At 32.6% G+C, this 21,266-nt stretch carries 23 protein-coding genes, 9 pseudogenes and 1 other annotated feature (1 of these 33 cut by a window edge); all 32 genes and pseudogenes read left to right on the top strand.

Annotation, left to right across the window (positions count from 1 at the left end; all coding sequences use genetic code 11):
- The first annotated feature begins 3 nt into the window (after positions 1-3).
- The 32 genes and pseudogenes from PWK10_RS19875 (at position 4) to ytxC (ending at position 21,020) form a co-directional block, all read left to right on the top strand.
- Positions 4-119, top strand: a pseudogene (locus PWK10_RS19875) (ANTAR domain-containing protein).
- Positions 120-123: 4 nt separating this feature from the next.
- Positions 124-870 (top strand): histidine kinase N-terminal domain-containing protein, encoded by a 747-nt coding sequence (locus PWK10_RS10435; protein ID WP_274765996.1) that lies wholly within the window; start codon positions 124-126, stop codon positions 868-870.
- An 11-nt stretch (positions 871-881) separates the two neighbouring features.
- Complete coding sequence (locus PWK10_RS10430) at positions 882-1,424, top strand: sensor histidine kinase (RefSeq protein WP_274765995.1); 543 nt, start codon at positions 882-884, stop codon at positions 1,422-1,424.
- Between the two features lie 194 nt (positions 1,425-1,618).
- Positions 1,619-2,758, top strand: a complete 1,140-nt coding sequence (locus tag PWK10_RS10425) for an ethanolamine ammonia-lyase reactivating factor EutA (protein ID WP_342455497.1) — start codon at positions 1,619-1,621, stop codon at positions 2,756-2,758.
- Between the two features lie 41 nt (positions 2,759-2,799).
- Positions 2,800-3,033 carry an ethanolamine ammonia-lyase reactivating factor EutA gene (locus PWK10_RS18710; RefSeq protein WP_342455770.1) on the top strand — a complete coding sequence of 78 codons (234 nt, stop codon included), beginning with the start codon at positions 2,800-2,802 and terminating at the stop codon, positions 3,031-3,033.
- A gap of 16 nt (positions 3,034-3,049) precedes the next feature.
- Positions 3,050-4,413 (top strand): annotated as a pseudogene (locus PWK10_RS10420) (ethanolamine ammonia-lyase subunit EutB).
- Between the two features lie 10 nt (positions 4,414-4,423).
- Positions 4,424-5,791: an ethanolamine ammonia-lyase subunit EutB gene (locus tag PWK10_RS10415; RefSeq protein WP_274765994.1), complete on the top strand. Its 1,368-nt coding sequence runs from the start codon at positions 4,424-4,426 to the stop codon at positions 5,789-5,791.
- A 70-nt stretch (positions 5,792-5,861) separates the two neighbouring features.
- Positions 5,862-6,688: pseudogene (gene eutC / locus PWK10_RS10410) on the top strand (ethanolamine ammonia-lyase subunit EutC).
- A 14-nt stretch (positions 6,689-6,702) separates the two neighbouring features.
- Positions 6,703-7,355: pseudogene (gene eutL, locus PWK10_RS10405) on the top strand (ethanolamine utilization microcompartment protein EutL).
- 11 nt (positions 7,356-7,366) lie between these two features.
- Positions 7,367-7,534: a BMC domain-containing protein gene (locus PWK10_RS19870; RefSeq protein ID WP_446715244.1), complete on the top strand. Its 168-nt coding sequence runs from the start codon at positions 7,367-7,369 to the stop codon at positions 7,532-7,534.
- Positions 7,489-7,854 (top strand): hypothetical protein, encoded by a 366-nt coding sequence (locus tag PWK10_RS10400; protein WP_274765993.1) that lies wholly within the window; start codon positions 7,489-7,491, stop codon positions 7,852-7,854. The genes PWK10_RS19870 and PWK10_RS10400 overlap by 46 nt, the downstream gene beginning before the upstream one ends.
- A 37-nt stretch (positions 7,855-7,891) precedes the next feature.
- Complete coding sequence (locus PWK10_RS10395; protein WP_274765992.1) at positions 7,892-9,298, top strand: acetaldehyde dehydrogenase (acetylating); 1,407 nt, start codon at positions 7,892-7,894, stop codon at positions 9,296-9,298.
- Positions 9,299-9,340: 42 nt separating this feature from the next.
- The gene (locus tag PWK10_RS10390; protein WP_274765991.1) at positions 9,341-9,625 is read left to right on the top strand and encodes a BMC domain-containing protein; all 285 of its coding nucleotides are present in this window, start codon (positions 9,341-9,343) and stop codon (positions 9,623-9,625) included.
- 119 nt (positions 9,626-9,744) lie between these two features.
- Positions 9,745-9,876 carry a hypothetical protein gene (locus PWK10_RS10385; protein WP_274765990.1) on the top strand — a complete coding sequence of 44 codons (132 nt, stop codon included), beginning with the start codon at positions 9,745-9,747 and terminating at the stop codon, positions 9,874-9,876.
- 40 nt (positions 9,877-9,916) lie between these two features.
- A complete protein-coding gene (locus PWK10_RS10380) occupies positions 9,917-10,237 on the top strand; it encodes a hypothetical protein (RefSeq protein ID WP_274765989.1) in 321 nt (106 codons plus the stop codon).
- Between the two features lie 5 nt (positions 10,238-10,242).
- Positions 10,243-10,410 (top strand): hypothetical protein, encoded by a 168-nt coding sequence (locus PWK10_RS10375; RefSeq protein WP_274765988.1) that lies wholly within the window; start codon positions 10,243-10,245, stop codon positions 10,408-10,410.
- Between the two features lie 14 nt (positions 10,411-10,424).
- Positions 10,425-11,047: pseudogene (gene pduL / locus PWK10_RS10370) on the top strand (phosphate propanoyltransferase).
- Positions 11,048-11,058: 11 nt separating this feature from the next.
- A pseudogene (eutJ, locus tag PWK10_RS19865) lies at positions 11,059-11,912 on the top strand (ethanolamine utilization protein EutJ).
- Complete coding sequence (locus PWK10_RS10355) at positions 11,905-12,090, top strand: hypothetical protein (RefSeq protein WP_274765985.1); 186 nt, start codon at positions 11,905-11,907, stop codon at positions 12,088-12,090. The pseudogene eutJ and the gene PWK10_RS10355 overlap by 8 nt, the downstream one beginning before the upstream one ends.
- Before the next feature lie 29 nt (positions 12,091-12,119).
- Positions 12,120-12,338 carry a hypothetical protein gene (locus PWK10_RS10350; protein WP_274765984.1) on the top strand — a complete coding sequence of 73 codons (219 nt, stop codon included), beginning with the start codon at positions 12,120-12,122 and terminating at the stop codon, positions 12,336-12,338.
- Positions 12,339-12,343: 5 nt separating this feature from the next.
- Positions 12,344-12,628: a EutN/CcmL family microcompartment protein gene (locus PWK10_RS10345; RefSeq protein WP_274765983.1), complete on the top strand. Its 285-nt coding sequence runs from the start codon at positions 12,344-12,346 to the stop codon at positions 12,626-12,628.
- A gap of 4 nt (positions 12,629-12,632) precedes the next feature.
- A pseudogene (locus tag PWK10_RS10340) lies at positions 12,633-13,018 on the top strand (proton-conducting membrane transporter); the annotation flags it as partial.
- A gap of 75 nt (positions 13,019-13,093) precedes the next feature.
- A complete protein-coding gene (locus tag PWK10_RS10330) occupies positions 13,094-13,969 on the top strand; it encodes a 4Fe-4S dicluster domain-containing protein (RefSeq protein WP_274765981.1) in 876 nt (291 codons plus the stop codon).
- A complete protein-coding gene (locus tag PWK10_RS18695) occupies positions 13,969-14,184 on the top strand; it encodes a BMC domain-containing protein (RefSeq protein WP_342455495.1) in 216 nt (71 codons plus the stop codon). Before PWK10_RS10330 ends, PWK10_RS18695 begins: the two co-directional genes overlap by 1 nt.
- Complete coding sequence (locus tag PWK10_RS18690; protein ID WP_342455494.1) at positions 14,181-14,516, top strand: BMC domain-containing protein; 336 nt, start codon at positions 14,181-14,183, stop codon at positions 14,514-14,516. The genes PWK10_RS18695 and PWK10_RS18690 overlap by 4 nt, the downstream gene beginning before the upstream one ends.
- Positions 14,517-14,528: 12 nt before the next feature.
- Positions 14,529-15,612 (top strand): annotated as a pseudogene (gene eutH / locus PWK10_RS10320) (ethanolamine utilization protein EutH).
- Between the two features lie 11 nt (positions 15,613-15,623).
- The gene (locus PWK10_RS10315; protein WP_274765980.1) at positions 15,624-16,070 is read left to right on the top strand and encodes an ethanolamine utilization protein; all 447 of its coding nucleotides are present in this window, start codon (positions 15,624-15,626) and stop codon (positions 16,068-16,070) included.
- A 194-nt stretch (positions 16,071-16,264) separates the two neighbouring features.
- The gene (locus tag PWK10_RS10310) at positions 16,265-16,669 is read left to right on the top strand and encodes a hypothetical protein (protein ID WP_274765979.1); all 405 of its coding nucleotides are present in this window, start codon (positions 16,265-16,267) and stop codon (positions 16,667-16,669) included.
- Positions 16,648-18,048 carry an ATP-binding protein gene (locus tag PWK10_RS10305; RefSeq protein WP_342455768.1) on the top strand — a complete coding sequence of 467 codons (1,401 nt, stop codon included), beginning with the start codon at positions 16,648-16,650 and terminating at the stop codon, positions 18,046-18,048. Before PWK10_RS10310 ends, PWK10_RS10305 begins: the two co-directional genes overlap by 22 nt.
- Before the next feature lie 20 nt (positions 18,049-18,068).
- The gene (locus PWK10_RS10300) at positions 18,069-19,289 is read left to right on the top strand and encodes an MFS transporter (RefSeq protein ID WP_274765978.1); all 1,221 of its coding nucleotides are present in this window, start codon (positions 18,069-18,071) and stop codon (positions 19,287-19,289) included.
- Between the two features lie 100 nt (positions 19,290-19,389).
- A pseudogene (locus PWK10_RS19860) lies at positions 19,390-20,002 on the top strand (DUF6873 family GME fold protein).
- 106 nt (positions 20,003-20,108) lie between these two features.
- A complete protein-coding gene (ytxC, locus tag PWK10_RS10290) occupies positions 20,109-21,020 on the top strand; it encodes a putative sporulation protein YtxC (RefSeq protein ID WP_008908018.1) in 912 nt (303 codons plus the stop codon).
- Positions 21,021-21,061: 41 nt separating this feature from the next.
- Positions 21,062-21,266, top strand: a binding site (T-box leader) (it continues 12 nt past the right edge of the window).

The following is a 21,266-nucleotide window of genomic DNA, read 5'->3' as shown; positions in this document are numbered from 1 at the left end:
TTGATGAAAAAGAAAAGATATCTGAAGAAGAAGCATATAATTTAATGAGAAAAATAAGTATGGATAAAAGATGTTCAATGAGAAAAATTGCAGAAACAATTTTACTAAATGAAAGGTGAAATTATGTTAAGGGAATTATGTAGATTACATACAAATCTTGAGGAAGATGATATTCGAATTTTAGAAAACATATCAAATATATTACCACTTATAGCAGATCTTGTTAGAGCAGATGTATTTATAGATTGCCTAACAAGGGATCCTAATATTGCTATAGTGGTTGCTGAAGCCAAACCAAGAAATTCACAGTCTATGTATAAATATTCTGTTATAGGACAACTTGCTCTACAGAAAAATGAACCGGCTGCCCTTAGAACATTACAAATTGGTGTTAGCACAAGGGATTTAAAGGCCATTACTCAGGAAAATATTACAGTTAAGCAAAATGTAGTCCCCATAAAAAATAAAAGCAATGAGACGATTGGTGCTTTGATTATGGAACAAGATGCGACTGAAGTGGTAAATCAAAATAAACAGATGCAAATGTTAGCAGAAACTGCAGAGCAATTAACCGAAACTTTATTTTCTTTAACTGACAATGAACATGCCCTTACATATCATCTTAATGATGCTATTGTTATGTTCAATGAAGAGGGTAGGGCAATATATGCAAATCCTGTTGCAGAAGAATTATATAATAAATTAGGTTATAAAGATAGAATAGTTGGAATGCATTTTGAAAATTTAGTTCTGGATGGGAGTAGTATAGATAAAATTATAACCGAAAATTTTTTCAATATAGGAGAAGTAAATGTAGGCAAATTAACATTTCAAGTTAAGTATTTAGTTAAAAGGAAAAAAAGAAATTAGATGGATTCATAATGCTAATAAGAGATATAACAGAGGTAAAAGAGAAGGAAAAAGAATTAATATTAAAATCAGTTGCTATAAGGGAAATTCATCATAGAGTAAAGAATAACTTACAAACAATAGCAAGTCTGTTAAGGCTGCAGTCAAGAAGGATACAAGACGAAAATGCTAAAAAATCATTTAATGAGAGTATAAATAGAATACTTAGTATATCTGTAACTCATGAGATTTTAGCCCAAAATGGAGTTGATGAGGTTGATATTAAGACAATAATTAGTAAAATTGCAGAGAGCACACTTAATTATAGTCTTTCACCAAACGAGAATATAAAGGTTTTTATAAATGGTGATAGTTTTAATATTGATTCAGATAAGGCCACTTCTATTGCTTTAGTTGTTAATGAAATACTTCAAAATTCATTAGAACATGCTTTTGAAGGAAAAGAGGATGGGAAAATAGAGGTAACTATAAAAAGGGAATTATGTATTCTACAATATCTATTGTTGATAATGGCAAGGGTTTTGATATTAATAAAGTTAGAAACGGAAGTTTAGGATTAAGTATTGTTAAAAGCATAGTTAATGATAAATTATTTGGGCATTTTAATATTGAGTCAAATGAATTCGGAACAAAGATATTATTTGATTTTAAAAATGAATAGGATAGCACAACGAAGTGCTATGATGGAGGCAAAGAGGCCATAAATACTATGGCCTCTTTTTGCATTTCAAAGAAAGGGGAAGATAAATTGAAGGAGGAAATTATAAGTGTTGGCATTGATATTGGCACAACTACAACTCAATTGATTTTTAGTAAACTAACTATTGAAAATACTGCGTCAGCCTTTTCAATTCCTCAAATAAAGATAGTAGATAAGCAAGTATTTTATAAGGGGAATATATATTTTACTCCATTAATATCTTCATCTGAAATAGATATAGAAAGTGTCAAGAAGATAATAGAAGTTGAATACGCTAAGGCAGGAATTAAACCCAATGATGTTAAAACAGGGGCAGTAATAATAACCGGCGAAACAGCGAGAAAGAAAAATGCTAATAATGTATTAAATTCATTAAGCAAATTTGCTGGTGAATTTGTTGTTGCAACTGCTGGACCTGAACTTGAGGCTATAATTGCAGGAAGAGGAGCTGGGGCAGAAAAAATATCGATTGAAAAGGAGTGTTGTGTAGCAAATATTGACATTGGTGGTGGAACGACTAATATTGCTGTTTTCAATAAAGGAGAAATTGTTGATACATGTGCTTTGGATATAGGAGGACGTTTGATTAAATTTAATGATAATTTAAAGATTATTTACGCATCAAATAAAATAATAGAATTAGCAAAGGATGAGGGAATTGATTTGAAATTAGACAATGAAATTTCTTTTGAGAAGATAAAAATAATTTGCTCACGAATGGCTGAATTAATAGAAGAGGTATTAGGAGTAAGGGCTAAAAGTAAATTGCTAGAAAAAATGCTTATTACAAAGCCTTTGAGTTTAAACTACAAAATAGACTTAATTACATTTTCAGGAGGAGTGGCTGACTTTATTTATAATCCTTCAAATGATTATTTGGCCTTTAATGATATTGGAATTGCTTTAGGCGAGGCTATATCAAAATCAAATTTGTTTAAAAAATTTAACGTTATAGTTCCAATGGAAACAATAAGGGCAACTGTTATAGGATCTGGAATGCATACTATAGAACTTAGCGGAAGCACTATCCTGTATACTAAGGATATTTTTCCAATAAAAAATGTTCCTGTAATAAAGATAAATAATGATTCAAATTTTGAGTTGTTTTCAAAGGAAATTGAGGAAAAAACTAATTGGTTTATAGTAAATGAAGAATTACAAAATATAGCAATTTCATTTAAGGGGTAAAAAACCCAAGCTTTTCAGAAGTTACTACTTTTGCAGATAAGATAATTTTAGGTTTAAGAAAGGTTGTAGAAAACAAATTACCTTTAATAGTCATAGTTGAAAATGACTTTGCAAAGGCTTTAGGACACTCTATTTTCAATAAGCTCAATAAGAATCATGATGTTATATGCATTGACGGAATTAAAGTGGAAAATGGTGATTTTGTTGACATTGGGAAACCCGTATCAAGTGGTAGGGTCGTCCCAGTTGTTATAAAAACATTATTATTTAAATAAGGAAGGGGTGAATAATTTGAGATTAAAAACAAGATTGTTTGGAAAGACTTATCAATTCAGTTCTATCAAAGAAGTCTTAGCAAAAGCAAATGAGGAAAAATCTGGAGATAAGTTAGCAGGTATTGCTGCATCATCTGTAACTGAAAGGATAGCAGCGAAAGAAGTTTTAAGTAACCTTACTTTACAAGATTTAAGGAATAATCCAGTTGTTCCCTATGAGACAGATGAGGTAACACGGGTTATTCAAGATTCAGTTAATGAGAGAATATATAATGAAATTAAAAATTGGACGGTAGAAGAACTTAGGGAATGGATTTTGAATGAAAAAACAACAGGAGAAGATATAAAAAGAATAAGCAGAGGTCTTACAAGTGAAATGATAGCTGCTGTAGCTAAATTAATGTCAAATCTAGATTTAATATATGGTGCAAGTAAGATACGAATTAGTGCTCATTGCAATACAACAATAGGACTTAAGGGAACACTGGCGTCAAGACTGCAGCCTAACCATCCTACTGATGATATAGATGGGATTATGGTTTCTATAATGGAAGGACTAAGCTATGGAGTAGGAGATGCAGTGATTGGATTAAATCCTGTAGATGATACAGTTGATAACGTTTATAAGATATTAAAAAATTTGATGAATTTAAAAGAAAATGGGAAATTCCAACTCAAATTTGTGTTTTAGCACATGTTACAACTCAAATGGAATGTATAAGAAAAGGAGCACCAACTGACCTTATATTCCAAAGCATTGCAGGTTCCCAAAAGGGTAATGAAGCATTTGGAATTAGTGTAAAACTTTTAGATGAAGCATATGAATTGGCCTTAAAGGAAGGAACTGCAACCGGACCAAACGTTATGTATTTTGAAACTGGACAGGGTTCAGAATTATCTTCGGATTCACATCATGGTGCAGATCAGGTAACAATGGAAGCACGATGCTACGGATTAGCAAAGAGATATAATCCATTTATGGTTAATACGGTTGTAGGATTTATAGGACCAGAATACCTTTATGACAGTAAACAAGTAATAAGAGCAGGGCTTGAGGACCACTTCATGGGTAAGTTGACTGGCATTCCGATGGGGGTTGATGCCTGCTATACAAATCATATGAAGGCAGACCAAAATGATATTGAAAATTTAGCAGTATTATTAACGGCAGCAGGATGCAATTACTTTATGGGTATACCGGCTGGTGATGATGTAATGCTCAACTATCAGTGCACTGGATATCATGAAACACCTACCTTGAGGGAATTGCTTGGACTCAGACCTATTAAGGAGTTTGAGGTATGGCTTGAAAAAATGGGATTTATGGAAAATGGCAAATTGACTAAAAAAGCTGGTGATGCATCAGTATTTTTGAAATGAGGTGCTGCCGATGATACTTAAAACAAGATTGTTTGGGAGAACGTATACTTTTAAAGATATTAAGGAAGTTCTAGCAAAAGCAAACGAAGAAAAATCAGGTGATAAATTGTTAGGAATAGCTGCTGCATCAGTTCAGGAAAGAATAGCTGCAAAAATAGTTTTGAGCAATTTAACGTTAGAGGACTTGAGAAATAATCCTACTATTCCATATGAAGAGGATGAAGTAACAAGAGTAATAGATGATCAAGTTAATGAAAGTATATATAGGGAAATAAAATCATGGACGGTAGGTCAACTAAGAGAATACATTCTAGATCATAAAACAACGGGAGAAGATATAAAAAGGATTAGTAATGGATTAACGGCTGAAATGATTGCAGGGGTAGCAAAACTAATGTCGAATATGGATCTAGTTTATGGTGCAAGTAAAATCAAGATTTGGGGCAAGGCAAACACTGAAATAGGAAAACCAGGAACACTGTCTTTTAGATTACAACCAAATCATCCAACCGACGATATAGATGGAATATTAGCTTCTATAATGGAAGGTTTATCATACGGATGTGGTGATGCAATAATTGGAGTAAATCCAGTGGAAGATACGGTAGAAAATACCAAAAGGATAATGTTTGCAATTTATGATTTTATGATTAAATGGAATATACCTACCCAAACATGTGTTTTATCTCATATAACAACTCAAATGGAGGCAGTAAGGCAAGGAGCACCAGTTTCAGTCTTCTTCCAAAGCGTGGCTGGAAGTGAAAAAGCAAATACTGCTTTTGGCGTTAACAAGGAAATATTAGATGAGGCGTTTGAACTAATTAAAAAACAAGGAATAGCTCCTGGCCCTAATCTCATGTATTTTGAAACAGGACAAGGTTCAGAAATGTCTCTAAATGCAGATCATGGAGTAGATGAAATGACACTTGAGGCAAGAACCTATGGATTTGCAAAAAGGTATAAGCCTTTTATGGTAAATAATGTTTCTGGATTTATTGGGCCAGAAACCCTTTACAATGGCAAAGAAATAATTAGAGCAAGCTTAGAAGATCATTTTATGGGCAAATTAACTGGTTTACCTATGGGAATGGCTCCATGTTATACAAATCATGTTAACGCAGATCAAAATGATCAAGAAATAGCAACTATGTTACTTACAATGGCGGGAGCAAATTATTTTATGGGGGTTCCATTTGGCGATGATGTAATGCTAAGCTATCAAGATACAAGTTATCATGATGATGCTACGTTAAGAGAGCTCTTAAACTTAAAACCTGCAGAAGAATTTTTTAGATGGTTAATCAATATGGGTATTATGGATGAAAATGGAAGATTGACTGATAGGGCAGGAGATCCTTCTATATTTTTAAGGTAAATTGAAAGGAGGAATAAAAGTGGTTAAAGAAGACGATTTAAGAAAAATAGTTGAGCAGGTATTACATGAAATGGGATATTCTTCTTTATCGGATAAGGCTTTAGAAACAATTAAAGATGCTGTAATTGAAAGGGAAGAAGAAATTCCAGATATAACAGCTGTAGATATAAGGAAACAGGTTTTAGTTCCAAATCCTGAAAATTTAGAGGCTCTATTAAAATTAAAAAGCAAAACACCTGCAAGAATTGGTGTATGGAGATCAGGACCAAGATATAAAACTGAAACACTTTTAAGATTTAGAGCAGACCATGCTGTTGCAATGGACGCGGTTTTCACAGATGTTTCTGAGGAATTATTAAAGGAAATGAATTTATTCTCAGTCAAGACAATGTGTAGAAATAAGGATGAATTTTTAACTAGGCCAGATTTAGGTAGAAAATTTGATGATGAAACGATAAAAATTATTAAAGAAAAATGTAAACCAAATCCTCAAGTTCAAATATATGTATCGGATGGATTAAGTTCAACTGCGATTGAGGCTAATATAAAGGATGTTCTGCCAGCTATAATTCAAGGTCTTGAATCTTATGGAATAAATGTTGGGACTCCATTTTTGTAAAGTATGGTAGAGTGCCTGCAATGGATGTTATTTCAGAGATTACAGGAGCTGAGGTTACATGTGTATTAATAGGTGAAAGACCTGGATTAGCAACGGCAGAAAGTATGAGTGCTTACATGGCATATAGAGCAACTGTTAACATGCCAGAGGCAAGAAGGACAGTTGTTTCAAATATCCATAGAGGAGGAACACCACCTGTAGAGGCAGGAGCTCATATTGCTGAAATAATTAAACTAATGCTTGAAAAGAAAGCAAGCGGTATCGATTTAAAATTGTAATTTGGGGGATATAAATGAGAAACGATCCTATACGTGCGGCTGTTTTAAGTGTTAAGATAATTCCAAATGTTAATCCCGATATGGCTATAGCATTAAAATTAGAGCCTCACCAAAAAGCATTGGTATCATAACAACTAATATAGATGATGTATCATATACTGCTTTAGATGAAGCAACGAAAAAAGCTGATGTCCAGGTTGTATATGCAAGATCAATGTATGCGGGAGCATCCAATGCAAGCACTAAACTTGCCGGAGAATTTATTGGAATCATTGCTGGACCGAATCCAGCAGAAGTTAAAAGCGGATTAAATGCAGCAATACAGTTCATTGAAAATGATGCCTGCTTTTACAGTGCAAATGATGATGATAGCATCGTTTATTATGCTCACTGTATTTCAAGAACAGGTTCATATCTTTCAAAGGTTGCAGGAATTGAAGAAGGACAAGCTTTAGCATATTTAATTGCACCTCCTCTTGAGGCTATGTATGCACTTGATGCTGCATTAAAGGCTGCAGATGTTAAATTGGCTGCATTTTATGGACCACCTACAGAAACAAACTTTGCTGGTGGATTATTAACTGGAAGCCAATCTGCATGTAAAGCTGCTTGCGAAGCCTTTGCTAACGCAGTTAAATATGTAGCAGATAATCCATTAATTTATTAAAGTGAATTAAAATGAAAAATAAAGCCTTAGGCATAATAGAAACTTATGGATATTCAAATTTTATAGTTGCTTTAGATATTGCTACAAAAAGTGCAAATGTAAGTTATACAAAACATAATTTTATCAGGGAGGCTTGGTTTCAGGTTATATTTATGGAGATGTTTCTGATGTACAGGTAGCTCTACAAGCAGCAAAAATTTATTTAGATAGATTAAAAAAGCAAATAACAATTCATTGCATACCAAGACCTTATTTTGATACATGGAATTTAATAGAGCCATTAAATGAAAACAAAGAAAAAAATGAAGACGTGATAATTGTAACTAAGAGAAAAGATAAAAAAGATGAAATTTATATGAAGATGGAAGCTTTATTGGGAGCCCATATTAATGAATTAAAGGAAATGAAGACGGTAGATCTAAGAAAGTTAGCAAGACAATTAGATGATTTTGAAATTCCAAGAAATAAAATTAAATATGCAAAAAGGATGAGCTTATAAAGGCTATAATTGATTACTGTGAAAGGAAGTTGAGATAATGGATAGGGACTTAATTTCCATTCAGGAGGCAAGGGATTTAATCAAAAGGGCTAAGGAGGCTCAACTTAAACTATCAAGACTTTCACAGAAGGAATTGGACGAGATTGTAAAATCAATGGCAGAGGAAGCTTATAAAAATTCAGAAAGACTTGCTGAAATGGCTGTTTTAGAAACAGGATTTGGTAGATATGAAGATAAAATTATAAAAAACAAATTTGCAAGTAAAACGGTTTATGAAAATATTGAAAATGTTAAGACCATAGGAATACTTAGAAGGGATGATGAAAAGAAAATCATTGAGATAGGAGTTCCAGTAGGAGTTATAGCTGCATTAATTCCTTCAACAAATCCAACATCTACTACAATATATAAAGCTCTTATAGCAATAAAATCAGGAAATTCCATAGTTTTTAGTCCACATCCATCAGCAGCAAAATGTATTTTAGAAACAGCAAAAATATTAGAAGAGGCTGCAAAAAGGGTTGGAGCACCATATGGAATAATCGGTTGCATTGAAAATCCAACTATGGAGGCAACTAGTGAACTTATGAAACATAAAGATGTAGCCTTGATTTTAGCAACTGGTGGTTCAGCCATGGTTAGGGCGGCTTACAGCTCAGGTAAACCGGCCCTTGGTGTTGGACCTGGAAATGTTCCAGCATTTATAGAAAGGACAGCAGACATTCCTTTGGCAGTTAAGAGGATAATTGAAAGCAAAACGTTTGATAATGGAACTATATGTGCATCTGAACAAGCTATAGTGACGGAAGAGTGTATTAAAGAAAAGGTAAAAAATGAACTCATAATGCAAGGAGGATATTTCCTAAATGAAGAGGAAGCAAGAAAAGTTGAAAGGGTTTTAGTAAATCCATGCGGAGGATTAAATCCTAAAATAGTAGGACAGCCAGCAACGAAAATAGCCAAAATGGCTGACATAAAGATTCCTGATAATGTGAAGGTTTTAATAAAGGAGGAAGAGGGGGTTGGTAGAGAGTTCCCATTCTCAATGGAAAAATTATCTCCTATATTAGCCTTTTATACAGAGAAAAATTGGGAAAAGGCGTGTGAAAGGTGCATTGAGATATTAAATTACGGAGGATTAGGGCATACACTTGTTATACATTCCAATAACGAAGAAGTTATTATGGAATTTGCTATGAAAAAACCTGTATCAAGGCTTTTGGTCAACACCCCTGCATCTCAAGGAGCGATAGGGGCAACAACAAATTTACAGCCTGCTTTAACATTAGGTTGTGGAAGCATAGGTGGAAGTTCAACCTCTGATAATGTGGGACCTCTTCATCTTATTAACATAAGAAGAATAGCCTATGGAGTTAAAGAGGCAAAAGAACTGTTTAATGAAGAATTTGAAAATGTTTTAGATTTAGATTACTTAAAAAATTAATTATAAATGAATTAAATAAAATTCAAAAAGGAGGAATTGTAAATGGCTAATACAAATGCCCTTGGTATGATTGAAACTAAAGGTTTAGTTGGAGCTATTGAGGCTGCTGACGCAATGGTTAAGGCTGCTAACGTTACTTTAATTGGAAAGGTTCTTGTTGGTGGAGGACTTGTAACTGTAATGGTTAGAGGCGATGTAGGAGCAGTTAAGGCTGCAACAGATGCAGGAGCTGCAGCAGCGGAAAGAGTTGGAGAATTAATTTCAGTTCATGTAATTCCAAGACCACATAGTGAAGTAGAACTAATTCTTCCAAAGATAGAAGGATAATATTCCCAGGCTTTGCCCGGAAATATAAAGGATGTGATAATTGTGAAGGTATTGACTGAATATGATTTAAGAACCGAACTGAAAAACAAAAAATTGACAAATACTATGTAAGCCCCGAAATGATAATTACTCCCTCAGCAAAACAGTTTTTAGCAGAAAGAGGAATAGAACTGATTATAAGAAATAAAGAGGATGATGTTAAGAGAGAGGAAAAAAAGGAGATGAATGATGATAAGAAAAAGCTTTTGTAAACGCCATATGTGAAGTTTTTTATGAAAAAAGCCAGAATTTATGACGCACCTGTATGGGAATAGACTTGTCTTAAAGGATCATCCAAGGATTATTTTAAGAGGTAAATTAGATACTTTACAGGCAAAGATACTAGAAGTCCAAGTGGCAGCTAGTAAGAATAAAATGGAAAAGCTTGTGGAGGATTTAGATGAAATTTTAAAATTTGTAAGAAGCATATTAAGAGCAGAGGTTTTAGAAGAAAAACTTGAGGATATGAAGTTATTGGGTCTAGATGAAGAACAACTAAGAGAAATGTCTCAAAATCCAAAAAATATTTTAATCAAGAACATTTGTTACCTAATTATAAAATGGGTGAAATAGTAGTTATGTTAAACAGTTTAAGATGCCTGACAAGAGAAACAGAAATATGTGCTATTCAAGCCTTCAAAACAAATGATGGGATTTTAAGGTTAGACATTATTAAAGCATTAAACAGGCTTAGCAGTTGCTTTTATATAATGATGATTAAAACATTTGCAGGAATTTATAGATAAATTGGGGTGATAGGGTGGAAGAGTATATAAGTAGTTTTGTTAAAAATATCTTAAGAAACATAAAATGTGAAAGGCTTATTCCTATTGAAGCCTCTGGTAGGCATGTCCATTTAAGCCTCCAGCATGTTGCTGATTTGTTTGGGAAGGATTATGAATTGAAAATAAAAAAGAACTATCTCAAAGAGGCCAGTATCAGTATCAGGAAAAGGTATGGTTAATCGGACCAAAAGGAATTTTTAAGGATGTTTCAATATTAGGACCTCCAAGAAATAAAACACAAGTTGAGATTTCAAAAACAGATGCAATATTTTTAGGCATAGATGCACCCTTGAGGGATTCAGGCGACTTAGTTAATTCACCATCAATAATAATCGCTACAGAAAAGGCAGCAATAAGGATAAAAGAAGGTGTCATTATAGCAAGAAGACATATTCATATGAACGAGCAAGATGCAAAAGAGTTTGGCGTTGAAGATAAGCAGTTAGTTAGTGTAAAAATTATGAGCGAAAGGCCGGTGATTTTTGAAGATGTTTTAATAAGAGTTTACAAGGATTATACACTGGCTATGCATATAGATTATGATGAAGCTAACGCATGTGGATACAAGGATGGAATATACGGAAGGTTAATAGTCTAAGGAGTGATATGATGTTTGATTATACTTTAGTTAATGAATTGGTAAGGGAAGTTGAAAAAAGTTTATATGAAACACCAGAGTTTGATAGAAATAAAGATATATTACTTGGAGTGGATTTGGGAACTGCGTATATAGTATTAGTTGCTTTAGATAATAAAAAAGACCAATAGCCACAGAAATGGAATATGCTAATGTTGTTAGGGATGGATTAGTAGTTGACTTTATAGGAGCAGCAAATATAGTAAGGAGGTTAAAGGAAAAATTAGAGTTAAGATTGAAAGCAGAAATAAAATATGCTGCTATTGCGGTGCCGCCGGGGACTAGTGACAGAGATTGCGATACGCATAGATATGTTGTCGAAAGAGCAGGTTTAGAAGTTGTTAATATCTTAGATGAGCCAACGGCTGCAAATGCAGTATTAAATATTAAAGATGGGGTTATTGTGGATATAGGAGGAGGAACTACAGGACTGTCAATTATAAAAGAAAGCAGGGTTATTTATACCGCTGATGAACCTACAGGAGGGACACATTTATCCTTAGTTATAGCAGGAAATTACAAGGTTGATTTTGAAAGGGCAGAAGAAATTAAAAAAATAAGGAAATGCAAAAGGAAATATTTCCTATTGTCATGCCAGTTATAAAAAAATAGCATTTATTATAAAAAACATCTATTAGACTCAGGAGTTGATGTCAATTCTGTATTTTGGGTTGGTGGGACCTCATGTCTTGATGGTATTGAGCAAGTTATAGAAAAGGAATTAGGAATTCCTACAACTAAACCTTACAATCCTTTGTTTATAACACCCTTGGGAATAGCTTTAAATTGTTTGATTGAGGGAAGTGAAGGAAATGGAATTGGATAATTTGGTTGAATTGGTGATCAATAGAGTAATGGAAAAAATAAATGCTTTAAATAGAAAAAGGTTTATGATTTTAGCCAAAAATGATCAAAATGCAGAAGATATTTTGGATTGCTTGTCATCAAAATTTTGGGTAGAAGTTAGTGAAAATTATGATGAAATAAAAAATATGATTATGTAGTTTTAGAAAGTAGTGAGCTTTTAAAAATTTTGCAAAAGGAGCAGAACTCATATAAAGAAGAAAAATTATTACTAAAGCAGAATGAGCAAAAATTTAAAATTGATAAAAAAGTTATAACAGAAAAGGATTTACAAACTTTAATTAGATTAAATGCAAGAAGAATTTACATTTCAGAAAAGGCTATTTTAACTCCTCTAGCTTTAGATCTAGTAAAAGAAAATAAAGTTGAGTTAGTAAGAGAAAGGTGAAAAATATGATAATAGGTAAGGTTGTTGGAAATGTTTGGGCTACAAGAAAAGATGAAAGCTTAAGTGGCTTGAAATTTTTGATTATTCAACAGATAGATTATTACTCTAATAAGGAATTCCCAACATTTGTAGCAATAGATACAATAGGGGCAGGAATAGGAGAGGCGGTGTTAGTAGTAAAGGGAAGTTCTGCAAGAAAGATAGTTGGAAAAGCAGATGTTCCAGTCGATGCCTCTGTAATTGGAATAATAGATACGATTGAAGTAGAGAAGGTATTTCAGGAGAGGTGATTAGGTGGATTTGATAGATAAAATTTTTAATGCTGGAGTAGTTGGAGCTGGCGGAGCAGGATTTCCAACTCATATAAAATACAATAATAAGGTAGATTATTTTGTTATTAATGGGGTTGAATGTGAACCTTTGATAGGAACAGATAAATACTTGATGAGACTTAAGGCTAAGGAAATTGTAATAGCGATAAATGAAATTTCTAAAATATTAGAAGCAAAAGAAATTATTATAGCCACAAAGAAAGCTACAAAGAAGAAATAAAAAGTTTAACGAATGCTATTTTAGAAAATGGTCAAAAGATTAAAATACACAAAATAAAAAGTTTTTATCCTGCTGGTGATGAACATGTTTTAATTAGGGAAGTTATTGGAAAAACTGTTCCACCAGGAGGTATACCTTTAAATGTAAATGCTGTTGTAAGCAATATAGGAACTATTTATAACGTATATAATGCAATTAATGATATGCCGGTTACAAGAAAGTTTATATCAATTTTAGGAGAAATAAAAAATCCATCAATATTAAATGTTCCGATAGGAATACCAATATCACAATGCATAAAGGCGGTTGGTGGTGCTACAATAGATGATTATGTAGTTATTGTTGGTGGACCTATGATGGGAAAATTCATAACAAAGGAAGAAAGCCAACAAAAGGTAATAACCAAGACAGATGGTGCTTTAATAATCATATCTAAGGATCATATCTTATACAAAAGAAAATCCCTTGGAATAGAAAAAATAATTAAACTTGCAAAGTCTTCATGCATTCAATGTAGTTACTGCACAGATTTTTGTCCAAGGTATTTATTAGGACACAAGATTCGTCCGCATAGAATAATGAGAGCTTTAACATGTTTGGATGAAGATAATGAAATATTTAATGAAGCACTGCTGTGCAGTGAATGCAGGGTATGTGAAAATTATGCATGTCCAATGGGGTTGTCTCCCAGGGAAGTTAATTCTTATATTAAAACTAAACTAAGGTCAAAAGGGAAAAAAATAAATCAACAACTATTAGAAGAAAATGATTTGAGAAAATTTCGCTTAATTCCTACAGAAAGACTATTGATTAAGTTGGGACTATATAAATATACAACTCAAAAGCTTCAAACTTATAAGGAGATAAATGCTGATATTGTATCAATACCTTTAAAACAGCATATAGGAGTTCCTGCTAAACCTATCGTAAATATAGGTGACAAAGTAAGAGAAGGGCAGCTAATTGGGGACATAGATAAAAATACCCTTGGAGCAAGGATACATGCAAGCATTACTGGAACAGTAGCACACATAGGAGAGAATATAGTTATTAAAAGTGACAACAAAGAGGTGATTTAATGACAAAAGCAATAGGAATGGTGGAACTTAACAGCATAGCAAAGGGCATTGAAACTGCAGATATAATGTTTAAGTCCGGTGATGTAGAAATATTAATTTCAAAACCTATTTGTCCAGGTAAATTTATGATCCTTATAACTGGCGATGTAGGTGCTGTTAAATCATCAGTAGAAAAAGGAATTGAAAATGCAAAAATTATTTCATTGACAGTTTGATTTTACCCAAAGTTCATCCTCAAGTTGTAGAATCCATAAATTATTCTACTAAAATTGAAAAGTATAATGCTTTAGGTATACTTGAATTTTACAGTATAGCTACAGCAATAACAGCAGCTGATGCTGTTGCAAAAACCTCTCAAGTTCAGCTTATGGAGCTTAGATTAGGAGTAGGCATAGGAGGAAAATCTTTTTTAACCTTTACTGGAGATGTTAGTTCGATTAAGGAAGGAATTGAAATTGGGGCGAAAATTGGAGAGGAAAATGGTATGCTTGTCTGCAAGTCGATTATTCCATCTCCGAGTCCAGAGATATTTGAATTTTTAATATAAAGGGGGATTAAAATGAGTATCAATGAAATAATCGTTTATATAATGGTAGGATTTATGCTATTCGGCGCACTTGACAAAATAATAGGTAATAAATTTGGTTTAGGTGAAAAGTTTGATGAAGGTTTTATGGCTATGGGGTCTTTGGCTATAGCTATGGTTGGAGTAGTTTCTTTAGCACCAGTTTTAGCAAAAATATTAAAACCTATCATAGTTCCAATTTATACTGCTCTAGGTGCGGATCCAGCGATGTTTGCAACTACTTTGCTTGCATGTGATATGGGTGGATATCCTTTAGCTATGGAACTTGCACTAACTAAGGAGGCGGGCCTTTTTGCTGGATTGATTTTAGGTTCAATGATGGGACCTACAATAGTTTTTACGATACCTGTTGCATTAGGAATAATAGAAAAAGAAGACCACAAATATTTAGCTACAGGTATTCTTGCAGGTATGATAACAATCCCACTTGGATGCTTAGCAGGTGGATTGGTTGCTGGATACAGATTTTAAAATGATAATATTTAATCTTATACCGATTATTATAGTTTCAGCACTTATTGCATTTGGCTTGTGGAAAATTCCAAATAAAATGATTACTGGATTTAATAAATTTGGGAAAGGAGTTGTTATAGTTATTACTATTGGAACTGCTGCAATAATTTTTGAAACACTAACAGGAATAGTTTTAATTCCAGGTATGGCACCAATAAGCGAAGGAATACAAATAGTTGGTGCAATAGCTATTATGTTATGTGGAGCTTTTCCTATGGTATATTTTATAACAAAGGTATTTAAAAAGCCATTAATGAGACTTGGTGGACTTTTAGGAATGAATGATGTTGCAGCAGCAGGAATGGTTGCAACTCTTGCAAACAATATTCCTATGTTTGGTTTAATGAAGGATATGGATGAAAGAGGTAAGATAATAAATGTTGCCTTTGCGGTAAGTGCAGCCTTTGTATTTGGTGATCATTTAGGTTTTACTGCAGGGGTTAATAAGGAAATGATTTTCCCAATGATAGTTGGAAAGCTTGTTGCAGGCATAACTGCAGTGATTTTAGCTATGTATATTGCACCTAAAAAGTCTCAAAGTTAGAGGGGGATAATATGATAGATGAAAAATATTTAAAGAATTTAATAAAGGAGATAATAATAGAACAGATAAATTTAAATAAAAACAATTTTGAGAAGAAGGTCGACCAGAGTGGTATAATGGTAGTAAAATCAGAAACAGTAAAGTGCGATCCTTTTGATACTGGGAAAAAGGGAGACAAAGTATTCTTGAAGGATATTTTTACCATTGAAGAGAGTCCGCGAATTGGCTGTGGAGTTATGGAAATGTATAAAACCGATTTTGAATGGACCCTTTGCTATGATGAAATTGATGTAATAGTTGATGGAACTTTGGAAATAGTTATTGATGGTAGAAGGGTAGTTGGGCATAAGGGCGATATAATTTTTATCCCGATGGGGAGTCAAATAACTTTTTCCTGTCCAGATTATGTAAGGTTTATTTATATAACTTATCCTGCGGATTGGAAAAATACAAAATAAATAGAGGGCTGTCCTATATTAGGATAGCCCTTTTTACTAATTTTATCATAAATTGTAGAAAAATTTTGATAAATGAAAAATAATGTGTTATTATATTTTTGTAAAATTAATTTAAATTGATGGAGGTGAAAGAAAATCAAAGGCTAGAACAATTTTGATTGTGCTAAAAACAATAAGAATAGATGGTGGGGCATATGGAGAGACTTTGGCAAATTAGAAGGAATTATTTTAACTTGATTATTTCTATAGTTATATCGTTAACTACTATTTTGATTTTTCTTTTAATGGTTGTTAATATTACTAAGCTTATCCTTAATGATACTATTAAGGATTTTACTTTAAATAATATTAGGGTTTATGCACGGCTTATAAACAATTGGCAGAATAAAAATTTTGCTATTATGAAAATGTATGCTGATAATTATGATTTGGATTTTGAAAGAGCAAAGGATTTAACTTTACTAAATAAAATAGAAAATTCTATGGGAGGCAGTGTAGAAAGTCTTGATTATATATTTGTTTCAGATGAAAATGGACATGTAATATCATCAAGAGTAAAGTTGAATGATTTAAGTAAATTCAATTTTTTAATAAAATAATCAAAAGGGAAAATGTTATAACAGCAGAAAAGTTAGATGGCAACACTTTTTCAATCATAATGGCAATTCCAATTTACGATGATAAAGGGATATTTAAAGGTGTATTTGGTGTGGTTTTAAAAAAGGACGTGTTTCAAAATTTAATTTCATACTTGAAGATTAACGACGCAAACTCATATTCCTATTTGATTGACGAAAACGGTCTTGCATTGAGCCATCCTAATAAGGATTTTATTTTAAGGGAAAATATTTTAAACACAAACCATCCTATAAATTTAGAGAATCCTAATAATGGATATAAGGTTTTAAGCGAAGATAGTGGATTTATAGAATACGAATATATGGGAATAGATACATATGCTTATTTTTCAAAGATAGACAATAAAAACAACTGGAGATTGGTTACTAGGGTGCCAAAGGAATACATTTCAAAGCAAATTTTAAACAGAACTCATTACATATTTTTTACAGCACTTATGTTAATTATATTTATATCAATAGTATCCTATTATGTTGTATTTAATATATCTCAAAGAATCATAACTCTAAATTATGAGATTAAGGAAAAACAAGAAAAACTAAAACAAACCTTAGAGTTAGAAAAACATAAGTCGGAATTTTTAGCAAATGTATCCCATGAGTTTAAAACGCCAGTTAATATAATCTTTTCATCATGCCAGCTTATGGAAAATACTATAAAAAATGACGAGATAGACAAAGAAAAGATGATGAGATATTTAAAGATGATAAAGCAAAATTCCTATAGGCTTATGAGGTTAATAAATAATCTTTTGGATATAACTAAGTTAGATCTGGGTTTTTATGAGTTAAATCTTGTAAATGTTAATGCTGTCGAACTTATTGAGGATATAGTAATGTCAGTAGCCGATTATGCAAATTCCAAAAATAGAGAGGTAATTTTTGATACTAATGTTGAGGAGAAGTTCATGGCCCTTGATGCGGATAAGGTTGAAAGGATCATTTTAAACCTTATGTCAAATTCTATAAAATTTACGGATGAAGGCGATAAGATTTATGTTAATTTTGAGGATAAGGAAGATTATATTGAGGTTAAGGTAAAGGATACTGGTATTGGGATTCCTGAGGACAAATTAAATGTCATATTCGATAAATTTAGGCAGGCTCAGACTTTGTTTAGAAGGGAACATGAAGGTAGCGGTATAGGTTTATATCTAGTAAAGCAGCTTGTTGAACTTCATGGAGGAGAGATAAGTGTAAGCAGCACCTTAGGCGAAGGGACAGAGTTTGTTGTAAAATTTCCGGTAAGAATTATTGAATCAAATAATGAAAATTTTTCTTATAGCATAAGTAATAAAATAGAAAAAATAAACATCGAGTTCTCTGACATATATGATTAAATTGAATAAATTCTAAGGGGATGAGTGGGTTGGTAAATTTACTAAGGGAATATTTTCCTGCATTTACTCATAGGAATTACAGGCTGTTTTGGACAGGTCAGGCGATTTCCCTTATTGGAACATGGATGCAAAATGCAGCACTAAATTGGCTTGTTTACTCCATGACAAGGGATGGATTTTTATCGGGGCTTATGACGGCGGTTCAGTTTACGCCTTTATTCGCCTTTTCTTTATTTGCGGGGCTTGTTATAGAGAGATTCCCAAAAAGAAAAATATTAATATTCACCCAAAGCATGCTTTTACTATTTGCATTAATATTATATATTTTGCTATATTTTAATAAGTTAAGTTATCCTATAATACTTTTAATAATGTTTTTTATAGGTTCTGTTCAGGCCCTTGACAATCCAACAAGACAATCCTTTGTTGTTGAGCTTGTTGAGGGTAAAGAACACCTTTTAAACGCAATTGGACTTAATTCCGCCGCCTTTAACGCTGCAAGGCTTGTAGGTCCTGCCGTTGCAGGAAAGGTTATGGCGGACTTTGGTGCAAAATGGTGCTTTTTATTTAACGCTCTGAGCTTTCTTGCTGTTTTAATTGGACTTTTAATGATGAGGATGAAGGATGCTTCAGCAAGAAAAGAAATAAAGGATCCATTAAAGGATATAAAGGAAGGATTAAGATTTATAAGGAGCAATCCTAAGCTTTTATATACAATAATTTCCCTTGTAATAATCCCTACATTTTGTATGAACTTTAATGTATTAGTTCCAATATATACAAGGGATTATTTAATGATGAAGGAAAAGGCCTATGGAATACTTTTATCATCGTTGGGCCTTGGAGCCCTTGTTGGTGCTGTGCTTGTTGCAGTTAAAGGTAAAAAGGAAAGGGCCCTTTATTATCAGCTTATAGGTTCCTTTGGATTATCGATATTTTTAATTCTTTTAGGTATAGTAAAAAGCTATAATTTAGCCATAATAGTTCTTGTATTTTTAGGATTTTTTATGATATCCTTTAATACAACCTCTAATAGCATACTTCAGTATAATGCCCCCGATGAGATGAGGGGAAGAATAATGAGCGTTTATTCTTTGGTTTTTGGAGGCTTAACGCCAATAGGAAGTTTATACTCTGGAACACTTGCAAAATATATAGGACCTCAGAACGCCTTTATAGTAAGCGGAATAATTGGCCTTTTAGGTTTTTCAATTCTCTTTAGAAGAAGGGAGATTTTATAGTGGAAAGCTTTTTAATAGAGCCTAATCTTCCAAAGAGTAAAGTTTCTCTTATAGTAGTAGATGGGAGAGTTCCTAAGGAAATTGAAAGAGCCTTTTTGAATTGAATATTAGAATTATAAAAACTGAAAGGATTTCAACCTATGATGCCATATCTTATCACCCTGATATAATGATGCATCATTTAGGAGGAAAAAAATAATCGTTGCACCTAATATTTCCGAAAAGGTTGTTTATAATCTTGAAAATGAAGGTTTTAAAATAATACCCGGCAAAAAGGAAGTTAAAGAAAAATATCCTGAGGATGTTTACTATAACGTTGCAAGAGTTGGCAATTTAGCTATATGTAATATAAAATTTACCGATGATATTTTACTTGAGGAGTTTTATAAACAGGGGTTAAAATAATAGATGTAAAACAAGGATATTCAAAATGTTCAATCAGCATAGTAAATGAAAATACTATAATTACATCGGATAAAGGAATATACAAAAAAGTTACAAAGGAAGGAATAAACTGCCTACTAATAAAATCCGGACATATAGTATTGGAAGGATTAAACTTTGGATTTATAGGAGGAGCAACTGGACTTATTGGAAAGGATAATTTAGCCTTTTATGGGAGCCTTGATTATCATCCAGAAGGCGATAGTATAAAAAATTTTTGTCAAAATACAACATTAAATGGCAATACTTGTATAAAGGTCCCCTTCTAGACTTTGGCACAATAGTTCCTTTAAAGGAATATTGTATAATGGGATAAAAATTCCCTGTATATGTTGCTATAAGGCACATATACTAAACTAGAAGGGAGTGATAAAGTTGCTTCTCCTATCGGTTGGTTTTAATAAGGAAGGTAATGAGCTTTACGATAGATTTAATGAACTTTGCATGTATTTAAAGGGAAATGATGTGAATATAGCCCTTGTTGAAAGTGATGTTGGAGAATATCATTATATAAAATTTATACTTAAGGATAGTGAGAAGGACATAAGAAATTTTGAAAATTATAGGGATTTGTTTATAAGCTATGCAGCGGATATAATTTATGATTATATAATTAAAAATTATGAGTTTGAGATTTTAAATAAGCTAATTAGAGAAAATTGCACCTATTTTACTGAGGACGATATAAATAAAATAAAAAATAAATGTATGGCCTTTATTTCAGGAACAGGAATTCTTTCCGTTGACGATGTTATAAACAGCATGAGGCATAGAAACACGATATACAGAAAGGTGGAGGAGTTTTTACAGGAGAGCGATGAAATAATAATTGACGGCTTTGTAAAGTTTAGATTAAGGTTTATAAAGGAAGAAGTTAACGAGATTCTTGAAAGGATGATTGATGAATATATCATCGAAAAGGAATACGATGAATTTATCAAGCTTTTAAGATATTTCGTTGACATCCAGGAGAGCAAATATGAAGTTTTAAATATATTTGTAGATTTAAATGGAGAATATATACTAAAGGATGACAGCCTTAACAACATAACAAAGGACCTATTTTCAGACTTTGAAACCTTTAATTCAAATGGGGATACAACGATAGACGACATACTTTTAAGCGTTATCGTAACATGTGCACCTAAAAGAATAGTTATTCACTCGGTGGAAAACTGCAAAAATAAAGAGATAATAGAAACCATTAAAAATATATTCATAGACAGGACCTATTTTTGCGACAGCTGTGAGGAGTGCAATATAATTAAAAGTGGAAAAATAATTTAGGATTGACAAGTTTATATTTAGAATGTAGAATATTAAAAAAGATAAAGGCTATGATGGGGACGAGTAAATCTTGATATGTTACCAGAGAGGGAAATCCGTCGGCTGGAAGGTTTCCTTAACATTAGAGATTGAAAACCACCCCGAAGCTCCTTCCTGAAATCTTTGAGAGTAGGGAAAGGCGTTGGCTGCGTTAAAGCCTTGAGAGGGTTTTTACCAATTTGGGTGGAACCGCGGAAGTACAGGCCT

This window comes from Caloramator sp. Dgby_cultured_2, from assembly GCF_028872215.1.
GTDB classification, from domain to species: Bacteria; Bacillota; Clostridia; order Clostridiales; family Caloramatoraceae; genus Caloramator; species Caloramator australicus.
Note: the sequence above shows the minus strand (reverse complement) of the source record. Positions and strands in the feature narration are given on the sequence as shown.